The organism is Mycobacterium sp., assembly GCF_032159765.1.
Taxonomy (GTDB): domain Bacteria; phylum Actinomycetota; class Actinomycetes; order Mycobacteriales; family Mycobacteriaceae; genus Mycobacterium.
The window spans coordinates 1-11,142 of the sequence record NZ_JAVHWM010000145.1 but is presented as its reverse complement, the minus strand read 5'-3'; the positions used below and the strand labels follow the sequence as shown (position 1 = coordinate 11,142).

At 65.7% G+C, this 11,142-nt stretch carries 11 protein-coding genes; 1 reads left to right on the top strand and 10 read right to left on the bottom strand.

What is annotated here, in order from left to right; genetic code table 11:
* Positions 1-82 precede the first annotated feature (82 nt).
* Genes QOH60_RS17705 through QOH60_RS17690 form a run of 4 tightly spaced genes read right to left on the bottom strand, consistent with a single transcriptional unit; the run spans position 83 to position 3,239 of the window.
* On the bottom strand, positions 83-835 hold the full coding sequence (locus tag QOH60_RS17705) for a pseudouridine synthase (RefSeq protein WP_526422718.1): 753 nt from the start codon (positions 833-835) through the stop codon (positions 83-85).
* A complete protein-coding gene (gene scpB, locus QOH60_RS17700; RefSeq protein WP_526422716.1) occupies positions 828-1,526 on the bottom strand; it encodes an SMC-Scp complex subunit ScpB in 699 nt (232 codons plus the stop codon). Before scpB ends, QOH60_RS17705 begins: the two co-directional genes overlap by 8 nt.
* Positions 1,519-2,379: a segregation/condensation protein A gene (locus tag QOH60_RS17695; RefSeq protein WP_526422714.1), complete on the bottom strand. Its 861-nt coding sequence runs from the start codon at positions 2,377-2,379 to the stop codon at positions 1,519-1,521. The genes scpB and QOH60_RS17695 overlap by 8 nt, the downstream gene beginning before the upstream one ends.
* Positions 2,376-3,239 carry a ParA family protein gene (locus QOH60_RS17690; RefSeq protein WP_526422712.1) on the bottom strand — a complete coding sequence of 288 codons (864 nt, stop codon included), beginning with the start codon at positions 3,237-3,239 and terminating at the stop codon, positions 2,376-2,378. The genes QOH60_RS17695 and QOH60_RS17690 overlap by 4 nt, the downstream gene beginning before the upstream one ends.
* Positions 3,240-3,348: 109 nt before the next feature.
* Between QOH60_RS17690 and QOH60_RS17685 the strand changes: the two genes are divergently transcribed.
* Complete coding sequence (locus QOH60_RS17685) at positions 3,349-4,101, top strand: O-methyltransferase (RefSeq protein ID WP_526422710.1); 753 nt, start codon at positions 3,349-3,351, stop codon at positions 4,099-4,101.
* On the opposite strand, the gene QOH60_RS17680 is transcribed toward QOH60_RS17685, so the two are convergent.
* From QOH60_RS17680 to steA, 6 genes are all read right to left on the bottom strand, one after another.
* Positions 4,098-5,213 carry a flavin-containing monooxygenase gene (locus QOH60_RS17680; protein ID WP_526422708.1) on the bottom strand — a complete coding sequence of 372 codons (1,116 nt, stop codon included), beginning with the start codon at positions 5,211-5,213 and terminating at the stop codon, positions 4,098-4,100. The two genes, QOH60_RS17685 and QOH60_RS17680, sit on opposite strands and share 4 nt — an antisense overlap.
* A gap of 5 nt (positions 5,214-5,218) precedes the next feature.
* A complete protein-coding gene (xerD, locus tag QOH60_RS17675) occupies positions 5,219-6,166 on the bottom strand; it encodes a site-specific tyrosine recombinase XerD (RefSeq protein WP_526422706.1) in 948 nt (315 codons plus the stop codon).
* Positions 6,163-6,786: an NUDIX domain-containing protein gene (locus QOH60_RS17670; RefSeq protein ID WP_526422704.1), complete on the bottom strand. Its 624-nt coding sequence runs from the start codon at positions 6,784-6,786 to the stop codon at positions 6,163-6,165. Before QOH60_RS17670 ends, xerD begins: the two co-directional genes overlap by 4 nt.
* Positions 6,779-8,536, bottom strand: a complete 1,758-nt coding sequence (gene pyrG, locus QOH60_RS17665; RefSeq protein WP_526422702.1) for a CTP synthase — start codon at positions 8,534-8,536, stop codon at positions 6,779-6,781. Before pyrG ends, QOH60_RS17670 begins: the two co-directional genes overlap by 8 nt.
* A 156-nt stretch (positions 8,537-8,692) precedes the next feature.
* On the bottom strand, positions 8,693-9,631 hold the full coding sequence (locus tag QOH60_RS17660) for a copper transporter (protein ID WP_526422700.1): 939 nt from the start codon (positions 9,629-9,631) through the stop codon (positions 8,693-8,695).
* Positions 9,632-9,640: 9 nt separating this feature from the next.
* Positions 9,641-10,825 carry a putative cytokinetic ring protein SteA gene (steA, locus tag QOH60_RS17655; protein ID WP_526422698.1) on the bottom strand — a complete coding sequence of 395 codons (1,185 nt, stop codon included), beginning with the start codon at positions 10,823-10,825 and terminating at the stop codon, positions 9,641-9,643.
* Positions 10,826-11,142: the final 317 nt, after the last annotated feature.

Genomic DNA, 11,142 nt, shown 5'->3' with positions numbered 1-11,142 from the left:
TGCAGCAAGGTCGCCAAACCCTTTGCCACTGACGACTTTCCGGTACCAGCCGGGCCGTCGATCGCAATGGTCATTGACTCCCTCACAGCCCCACCGCCTTGTACAGCTGGCCGACCTCGTCGCGCCGTAAGGGTCGGATGCTGCCCGGACGCTGGTTGCCCAGCGACACCGCGCCGATATCGGTACGGACCAGGGCCTGCACCGGATATCCGACCGCGTCGAATATTCGCCGGACGATTCGCTTGCGTCCCTCATGCAAGGTCAGCCGCACCATCGTTTTCCCAGGAACGGTGTCGACCACCGCGAAATCGTCGACAGCCGCCGGGCCGTCGTCAAGCTCGACTCCCGCACGCAGCGTCTTACCCAGACCGCGAGGCAGAGCACCGTTAATCGTCACGACGTACGTCTTGGGCACCTCGTAGGAGGGATGCATCAACCGGTGCGCAAGCTCGCCGTCGTTGGTCAGCAGGATCAACCCCTCGGTGTCCGCGTCGAGTCGACCGACGTGAAACAGCTTCTGGTTTCCGCGAACCCGGTGTTCGATCATGTCGCCGATGCAGGGCCGGCCCCGGTCGTCGGACATCGTCGACTGCATACCCTTCGGCTTGTTCAGCGCCAGATACATCAGCGTGTCGTCCAGCACCACCCGTGCGCCGTCGACATGGATCACCGATACGCTCGGGTCGACGCGGGTCCCCAACTCGGTGACCACCTGGCCGTCGACCTCGACGCGGCCCGCCAGGATCATCTGCTCGGCAACCCTGCGCGACGCGATTCCCGCTTGTGACAACACTTTCTGCAGTCGGATCGCATCCGGGGATGGCGAGTCATTCATCGCTGTCCAGCTCGAGTGCCGGCGCTGTGTCCTCGGAGCCCGAAGTGCGGCCGCCGTTCAGCCTCGCGAACCGCGGCTCGCTGTCGAGTGATTCGCTGAGGTCGTCGATCACATCGATGTCGGGAAGCAGCGGCGCAATGTCGGGCAGATCGGCCAGCGACGACAACCCCAACCGCTCAAGGAACATCTCGGTGGTCGCGAACACCACTGCGCCCGTGTCGGGATCAGTACCTGCTTCGGTGATCAGCCCCCGGGCCAACAGCGTTCGCATCACTGCGTCGACGTTCACGCCGCGAACCGCGCTCACCCGCGCCCGCGTCACGGGCTGGCGGTAGGCGACCACCGCCAACGTCTCCAACGCCGCCCTGGTCAGCTTCGATCGCGACCCGTCGAGCAGGAGTTTTTCCACATAGGGCGCAAACCTTGCCCTGGTGTACATGCGCCAACCACCGCCCGCCTCGCGCAGGTCGATGCCGCTGCCACGGTCGGCGAGCTCACCGGCCATCCGCTCCAATGCCGCGGACACCCGGTCGGTGGTCTGCTGTGTCGCCGTCGCCAACGTCGCCACCGGCACCGGCGTGTCCACGACAAGCAGCAGCGCCTCGAGCACCCCGGTCAATTCGGCGTCGTCGAACTGTGTCTGGGGTTCCAGTTCGAGCCCCAGGTCGAGATCCTGGGTTTCCTCACTCATCGGCAACCGCCGTCCTGCTCCTCGCGTCCGCAGTGGCCCCTATGCTCCTCGCGTCCGCAGTGGCCCTCACCAGATCATCGTTTGTCGGCCGGTCTCCGGTCCACGAAACCTGGAGCACACCAAGCGGTTCTAATTGCTCGAATGCTACCGCCCGCAGCCGATACAACTCGAGCAGAGCCAAAAAGCGCCCGACGATCTCGATCACGCCGCCACAATCGGCGACCAGCTCAGAAAAACTCGCCCACTGCCCCGGGCCGCGCCGCTCCAGCGCGTCGAGCACGTACCCGGCCTGCTCGGTGACCGAGACCATGCTCTGGTGCATATGCTCGACGGTCACCGTCGGGACCGGGCGTGGCGTCAATGCGATGGCGGCGATTTGCGCGAAGTTTCCGGCGTCCACCCCCAGCATCACCTCGGGCAGCAGGTCGGCGAACCGGTCCTCGAGTGCCACCGCCCTGGGGTAGCTGCGCAGCGCAGAGGCCTCCAGCTCGGCGAACATCGAGGCGACGTGCTTGAACGCGCGGTACTGCAGCAGCCGCGCGAACAACAGGTCGCGGATCTCCAGCAGCGCCAGATCCTCGGCGTCCTCCACCTCCCCGGCAGGCAACAGCCGTGCCGCCTTCAGGTCAAGCAGGGTCGCGGCGACTACGAGGAAAGCCGTCGTCTCATCCAATTCAAGCTGTGCCCCAATGGCTTTCGTGTAGACGATGAAGTCGTCGGTGACTTGGTGCAGTGCGACTTCGGTGACGTCGAGGCGGTGCGCGAAGATCAACTGCAGGAGCAGGTCGAACGGCCCCTCGAAATTGCTGAGCCGGACCTGAAAGCCGTCCGACGTGGATGTCGAAGACGTCACGCGCCGCCGAACCGGTCGATCACCTCACGGGCCAGCGACCGGTACGCCTCTGCCCCACCGGATTTCGGCGCCCACGTCGTGATCGGTTCGCCCGCGACGCTGGTCTCCGGGAACCGGACGGTGCGGGTGATGACGGTGTCGAAGACGAGATCGCCGAACCGCTCGACCACTCGTGCCATCACCTCGCGGGCATTGACCGTACGGGTGTCGAACCGGGTGATCACAATGCCGGTGATATTCAGCCGCGGATTCAGCCGATCCCGGACCTTGTCGACGGTGTCAGTCAGCAGCGCCAACCCGCGCAGCGAAAAGTATTCGCACTCAGTGGGAATCACGACACCGTCGGAACACGCGAGCCCATTGACCGTCAGCAGGCCCAATGACGGCTGGCAGTCGATCAGCACGTAGTCGTAACGGTCGAGCACCGGATGCAGCGCGCGCCCCAGCGCCTGTTCGCGACCGACCTCGCTGACGAGCTGGATCTCCGCAGCAGACAGGTCGATATTGCTTGGAGCCAGATCCATGTGCTTGACCCTGGTGTGCAAGATCACGTCGTCCATCGAGACGTGGGACTCGATGAGGACGTTGTGGATCGTCGCGTCCAATTCGTAGTGCGGCACCCCCAGCCCGGCTGACAGGGCGCCTTGCGGATCAAGGTCCACCAGCAGCACGCGTCGGCCGTACTCGGCGAGGCTGGCACCGAGATTGATCGTCGAGGTGGTCTTGCCCACGCCGCCCTTCTGGTTGCACATCGCGATCACCTTGGCGGGCCCGTGCGCCGTCTTGGGCGCCGGGTCGGGGATCGTCCGCGGCGGGCGGCCGGTGAGGCCGACGCCGGGGTGGTCGGCGTCGTCGGTCACGGCAAACCTTCTCTGTGCACGGTCGCGGACATTCGGGCAAGTCTAACGGGGTGAACGCTGCATGACGGCCAGACCCGCAAGCTGACCGCAGCCCGTAGGCTTGCCCCTCGTGGGCTTGAGGCAGAAGGTTCCGTTCCTGCGCCGCTCCGTGTGGAGGCTCGCCATTGGAGCTCGCAACATCACCACCACTGGCCAGATCGGCGACGGCCGAGAAGCCGCAGCCGCGGAGTACGTGCTGAACAACGCGCGGCGCGGCGACATCGACGATGTCATCGCCACCGTCGATAAGTTCGCGTACGAGAAATCCATTCTGATCAACGTCGGTGACGAGAAGGGCGCGCTTCTCGATGCGGCGGTGCAAGCTGCCGATCCACAGATGGTTCTGGAACTCGGCACGTACTGCGGCTACAGCGCGCTGCGGATCGCACGCGCTGCGCCGGCCGCGAGAGTGTTCTCGGTCGAACTCTCTGAGGCCAACGCCGAGATCGCCCGGCGCATCTGGGCGCACGCCGGCGTCGGCGACCGGCTCACGTGCGTCGTCGGAACGGTCGGTGATGGCGGCACGACGCTTGACGCGCTCGCTGCCGACCACGGCTTCACCACGGGCGGACTCGATTTTGTCTTCATCGACCACGACAAGAACGCCTACCTCGACGACCTGAAGAGCATCGTGGCGCGCGGCTGGCTACGCCCGGGTTCCGTGGTCGTCGCTGACAATGTCGGTGTGCCCGGGTCTCCGAAATACCGGGCCTACATGCGCGACCAGCAAGGCAAGCACTGGGAGACGCGCGAGCACAAGACTCATCTCGAGTACCAGGCGCTGATCCCTGACCTCGTGCTCGAGTCGCGCTATCTCGGCTAGCCGATGTGTTTGGCGAGACGCCGCGACTGCTTGCCCACGGCGGCGATCAGCGACGGCCGCGTCATGTAGCCGAGGAACCACAACCCGTTGGCGGCAGGCCGAACGCCTTGCGCTCGCGGCATTCCGCGCTCGTCGAGCACACCCAGATGGCCCACCAGCGGCTCCAATCCACGCCGGAAGCCTGTCGCACAGATCACCGCGTCAGGTTCAAGACGCCGCCCGTCGAGAAGCCTGACGGCGTTTCCGTCGAAACCCTCGATCGTCGCCACCACCTCGATGGATCCGTCGCGGACCGCGTCGATGACGTCCATGTCCACCAGAGACGGCACCGTGCCCCGCTTGAGCCGGGTGAACGGCCCTTCCTCGGGAATGGGCAGGCCGAACGCAGACAAGTCGCCGATCGACCGCCTCCGGCCGAACCTGCTGAACGCGTCCGCGAACCAGGTCGGGGCCCGGTACAGCGGACTCGCGAGGACGTCACCGGGCAGCCCGCCCGGTCCTGTGCGCAGCATGATGTTCGGCGGAGTCCGCACGGTGAGCCACGTTTCAGCGGCGCCGCCAGTCGCGAGCTCGTGAGCGATCTCCATTCCCGACGAACCGCAGCCGATCACCAGCACCCGTTTTCCCGCGTACGGCGCTGCGTTGCGGTATGCCGACGTGTGCAGCAGCTCGCCCTCGAAAAGGTCCTTTCCGGCCCAGTCGGGAATGTGGGGCACGTTCTGGTTCCCGGTGGCCACCACGACGTGCCGCGCGTCCACGTCACCGCACGACGTGCGCAGGCGCCAGCCGCTTGGCGCCGAATCAAGCTGCGCGACTTGGGCATTCAGCTGTAGTTCGATGCCTTCCTCGCGGGAGTGCCGCTGCAGATGGGCGACCACCTGATCGCGGGTGGGGAATATCGGGGTTCCTTTCGGATAGGGCCGGCCCGGAAGGTGGGAGAACTGCCTGCCGGTGTTGAGCCGCAGGCGGTCATATCTTCCGCGCCACGCCGCGGCGACCTGGTCTGCTTTGTCGACGACGAGGACGCGTCTGCCGCGGTCGCGAAGGCTCAGAGCCATTGACAAGCCGGCTGAGCCGGCCCCGATGACGACGACGTGGCGTGTCTCGGCCATCGCTTTCAGTGAGCGCGGGGATGGGCCCCGGCCCACACCTCACGCAGCGCGTGCACGGTCACGAGCGTGTAGATCTGCGTGGTGGTCACCGAGGCGTGCCCGAGCAGCTCCTGCACCACGCGGACGTCGGCGCCGCCGTCGAGTAGATGGGTGGCGAACGAATGCCGCAGCGTGTGCGGCGACACCGCAGAGGAGATGCCCGCCCGCTGGGCGGCGTCCTGCAGCACCTGCCATGCGCTCTGTCTCGAGAGCCGCCCGCCCCTGGCGTTCAGGAAGATCGCGGGCGTCCCGCGCCCGCGGCGCGCCAATTCCGTTCTACCCCTGACGAAGTAAGCGTCAAGAGCATCGATCGCGGGCCGTCCGACCGGCACCAGCCGATGCTTGCCGCCCTTGCCACGCAACAGCACCGAACGGGCGTGCGTGTCGACGTCGTCGACGTCCAGGCCGACTGCCTCCGAGATCCGCGCACCGGTGGAGTACAGCAACTCGAGCAGAGCGCGGTTGCGCAGTGTGAGCGGCCCGTCGGCAGGGCTGTCACCGCCGGCGCCCGTCAGCAGCCCCAGTACCTCGTCGACGGTCAGGCTCTTCGGCAAGCGCCGGCTCGGCGTCGGCGGCTTCACGGCGTTGGCGACGTCGACCGCGGTGACACCTTCAGCGGCGGCGAACCGGTGCAAGCCGCGCACGGCCACCAACGCACGGGCGGCCGATACTGCCGACAGTCCGGCCGAGCCGGACTCGGGATCGCCGCGCCTCAGCGCCACCAGAAAGTCGCTCACGTCGCCCTCAGTGACGTCATCAAGGTCGTGGATGCCACGCAGGATCAGATGATCGTGGTAGCGGTGCAGGTCGCGCCGATACGAGCTGAGCGTGTTGGCGGCCACGCCGCGCTCGATGGTCAGGTGGTCGAGGTAGCCCTGCAGTTGACCGTCCAGAGCCGGCACGACAGCCGTCATTTGCTGCCCTTCCGCTGCGCGAACGCCGTGGGCCGGTCCCGCCACGCAGCATCGGTAGGCCGCGTCGACTTCCCGTCGACCAACACGGTGTAGGCGGCGAGCACGCCGGCGACGGATGTCGCGTTGACGATCTCGCCCGCAAGCGCCATGTCGGCCGCCTCGTCGAGTGGGAACCAATGCAGGCTGAGGTCGGCCTCTTCATATTCCCCAGTTGGACGGTCGACGTGAGAAAGACCGGTCGCCAGATAGGCGCGGACCGCCTCGTCGGTGAACCCCGGTGACGACGCGGTATCCACTAACACCCGCCACTCGCTCGCGGCCAACCCCGCTTCTTCCCGCAGCTCGCGTTGCGCGGTGGTGAGTGGATCCTCGCCTGGCACATCGAGGAGTCCGGCAGGCAGCTCCCACAGCCGGTGACCGAGCGGATGCCGGTACTGATAGATCATCGCCACACGCTGACCCTCGTCAACCGCGGCGATGGCCACGGCGCCGTAGTGTTCGACGACTTCTCGCGTGGCCGTGACGCCACCGGGCATGCCGACTTGGTCGACGCGCAGCGCCAGGATGTTCCCCTCGTACGCAGTCTCTGAGGATTCGACCTCGAAAACGTGGTCAGCCACGGGCCACAGGCTGGTGTAGCAGCCCCCCGACAGCCTCCGCGTGCTCGTTTCCGTTCGGCCGTTCCGGGATCTCGACGGGAAGTCGCTCGGCGGCTTTGTACTCCAGCGCTGCGCCGACGAAACCAACGAACAATGGATGTGGACGGGTGGGCCGGCTCTTGAGCTCCGGATGCGCTTGCGTACCCACCAGAAACGGATGCACCGCGCGCGGGTACTCGACGAACTCGACCAGATGGCCGTCGGGCGATGTGCCCGTGAACCGCAACCCGCTGGCCGCGATGCGGTCGCGGTACGCGTTGTTGACCTCATAACGGTGCCGGTGGCGCTCTGACACTTCGGTAGCCTGATATGCCTGAGCCACAATCGATTCCGGCTCGAGGACGGCCGGGTAGGCGCCCAGGCGCATCGTGCCGCCCATATCGGCCTCGCCCGCCACGATCTCTTTCTGATCGGCCATGGTGGAGATCACCGGATCCGGTGTCTCCGGGTCGAACTCGGCGGAATTCGCTTTTTCCAGCCCGACGGACCGCGCCGCGTCAATCACGATGCACTGCAGGCCCAAACACAAGCCGAGCACCGGCAGCCCATGAGTGCGGGCGTACCGGATTGCTCCGAGCTTGCCCTCGATGCCACGGATGCCGAACCCGCCGGGTATCAGTACGCCGTGCACGTCGGCCAGTGTCGCCGCCGCCCCGGCGTCCGTCTGGCAGTCGTCGGATGCCACCCACCGGATCTCGACTTTCGCCCTGTGCTTGAAGCCTCCCGCCCGCAGCGCTTCGGCAACCGAGAGGTATGCATCCGACAGGTCGACGTACTTGCCTACCAACGCTATTCGCACCGTCTCGCGCGGCTCGTGAACGCGGCGCAGAAGATCGTCCCACTCCGTCCAGTCGACGTCCCGGAACGGCAGGTTCAAGCGCCGTACCACGAACGCGTCGAGCTCTTCACGGTGCAAGACCTTCGGGATGTCGTAGATGGAGGGAGCATCCGGCGTGGAGATCACCCCGTCGATGTCGACGTCGCACATCAGAGCGATCTTGTTCTTCAGTGGCTCGGGCACGTCGCGGTCACACCGCAGAATCAACGCGTCCGGCGTGATACCGATGCTGCGCAGCGCAGCCACCGAGTGTTGCGTCGGCTTGGTCTTCAGTTCACCCGAGGGCGCCAGATACGGGACCAGCGACACGTGCAGGAAGAACACGTTCTCGCGCCCGACGTCGTGGCGGACCTGCCTGGCAGCCTCCAGGAACGGCTGTGACTCGATATCGCCGACCGTGCCGCCGATCTCGGTGATAACGACGTCTGGGCGGTTTCCGTCGGCGTCAGGTTGCGCCATGGCCAAAATCCGGCTCTTGATCTCGTCGGTGATGTGCGGGATCACCTGGACGGTGTCTCCTAGGTACTCACCGCGGCGCTCCTTTGCGATCACCGATGAATAGACTTGGCCTGTAGTCACATTCGCGTGACCGGACAAGTTGCGGTCAAGGAAGCGCTCGTAGTGGCCGACGTCGAGGTCGGTTTCCGCGCCGTCCTCGGTGACGAACACCTCGCCGTGCTGAAACGGGTTCATGGTGCCGGGATCGACGTTGAGGTAGGGGTCCAGCTTCTGCATAGTCACTTGCAGACCACGTGCGGTGAGCAGTTGGCCGAGGCTCGACGCCGTGAGCCCCTTGCCCAGTGAGGACGCGACACCACCGCTGACAAAGAGATGCTTGGTGGCGGTTTGCGGATGCCTTCGTAACGCTGGCAAGAGCGACTCCCCGTGACGACGCAGAACAAGCTTTGAATAGCTGGGGGCCTGCCGACCCACGGAACCTCAGCCTAACAGGGGAGCCGACAAGCGCTCGCTGACACGCGGATGAGCGCTTGCGCGAAGACCAGATGACGGATCAGCGCTTGCGCGGAGCTATTGCGGGACAGTCAGTGCTTGAGCGCCTTGACCCGTGCCGTACTGGCCGGGGTGACCGCCGCCGAGTAGATCGTGCAGCGCCAGGACCGTCGTGATCCGGCCCGATTCCCTGCTGAGGTCATCCACCGAGCTCACCGCACCGGCCATGGCGGGGTCAGCACGAATCACCGCAACCGCTGAGGTGCCCGAGCTCGAACCGTCGGCGCCTGCGACCACGGTGCCGGCGCCGTGACCGGACAGCGCCGCGGCGAACCGCGCCACCGTCGGTCCCGCATTGCCTGCGTCGTCGTTGAGCCGTCCGCCCGTCACCACGATCGCGGTGTTGGCAGCGCCGACCTTGTCGGCATAACTAATGAACCCGGTCTGCCGCAGCGCAGCGAGCACGGTGTCACGCTGGATGTCAGCGACCGGTGGCGTCGCCGGATTCTTGTTGATCTGCAGCACGATCCCCAGGAGATCGCCCGCCTGCGAGCCTTGATCCACCGACGTGGTGTTCAGCTGAGTGCCTGTCGGCACAATCGACGAGTTCATCACCGAGAGCAGCTTTTCGGCATCGTTGGCGTCGACGAACTGCTGCGTCAGCCCGACGGTGCCGGTCACCGCACCTCCGGCATCGCCGACCAGGCGCGCCACCCGCGTCACGACATCGTCCGCCGCATCCGGTGTCCGAAAGATCACGACCGACTTCCCCGCCAACGCGTCGTGAACAATCCGCGGTGCCATTGCCGCGTCGAATTCACCGGCAGCCCTGAGGTTTTCGTTCAACCCGTTGTTCTTCTGATCGAGCTGCTCGATGCGGCCCTGCAGCTGGCGCTTGTCGTCGCGCAATCCTGACAGCAGCGTCTCAGACAGCAGCCCCGAACCCAGCACAACGCCGACGGCAAGTGCCAAGAAGACCGCAGCAAGTGAGATCGCGTGCTGGCGCAGGGTGATCACGACGGCCGCCTAGCTGACGAGTGCTTGAACCCAGAGCAGGAATCGGTTCCAGTAGGCGGCGACCCAGTCCAGCACGGCGTGATCGGTGCGAGAAACCCATAGCGCAACGATGATTGCCACCAGCATTGCCAGCACGAGCATCGCGATCGCTGCGCCGGAGACCCGACTGCGGTACAGCGTGGCGACGGCCTTCGCGTCGACCAGCTTGTGCCCCACTTTGAGTCGAGTGAGAAAGGTGGACGGATTGCTCTGTGCGCGGGTGCGGTCGAAGAACTCCTCAATGGTCGCCGCGTGTCCCACGGTGACGATCAGCGCGGCGCCGTGGTGATCGGCCAGCAGCAACGCAAGATCGGTCGCCGACCCGGCCGCCGGGAACGTCATCGCCCCGACTCCGAGATCCTGAATCCGATCCAGCCCGGCGGCGTGGCCGTCGGCGTCGGCGGGCAGCACGACCTGCGCGCCGCACCGCAGCACATCAGCGGACATCTTGTCGGGATCGCCGACGATCAATTGGGGGCGATACCCGGCCTTACGCAACACGTCCGCGCCGGCTCCGACTCCGATCAGCACCGGCTGGTACTCCTTGATGAACGGTTTGAGGGTTTTCAAATCGTCTGCGGCCGAGGGCTCTTCGGCGACAATCACTACGTGCCGGCGGTTGACGTCGACGTCGATGTCCGGTATTCCGATGCCATCGATGAGCAACGGGCTTTCACTGCGGATAAATTCGATCGTGTTTCCGGCGAACGCCTCCAGGTGCGCGACGAGCCCGCTCTTGGCTTCGTGCATCAGCTCCGAGATTTCGACGTCGTCGCGCTCGGTGCCGACGATCAGCCGGCGGTCCCCGACGTACACCGCGCTGTTGTGCACCCGCACGCGCATGCCGTCCTTGACCTTCTTGAAGACCTCCGTGCCGGTGTCGTCGATCAGCGTCACGCCGTTGGCGACCAGCACCTCGGGTCCGAGGTTGGGATAGCGGCCCGAAATCGACGGCGAGGCGTTGATGACCGCCGCCACACCCGCCTCGATGAGCGCATCGGCAGTGACACGGTCCAAATCGCGCGCGTCGAGGACGACGATGTCCCCCTGTCCGACGCGCCGCAATAAACGGTCGATGTCGCGATCCACGATCGCAGTCCCGACGATTCCGGGCCGCGAGGTTGTATTTCGAGACAGGAGTGCTGACATCTTCATAACGGCGATTCTGTCCACGATTGGCCGGGACCGCGGGAGGCGCGCCGTAACACCAGCCCCACGAGTTAACTTTCGTCACACACGCAACCCCGCGAGCAGACACAGAATCGCACCCGCGGCACCCCTGACTTAGGACATGTTCCGGCGGTTGGTGCCAACGCAGTGCGTTGAGGTGCGGTTTTGTTCGTTGTCGGGCCGAAATCTGCACACTAAATTGGGCTTCGTATTGTGCTGTACTGGCCCACGTGTCGCACCGTGAAGACCGCGGCGGCGATACGGGCCGTCGGTGGGGCCGCTCGCCGACGGCGTCGAGCGGG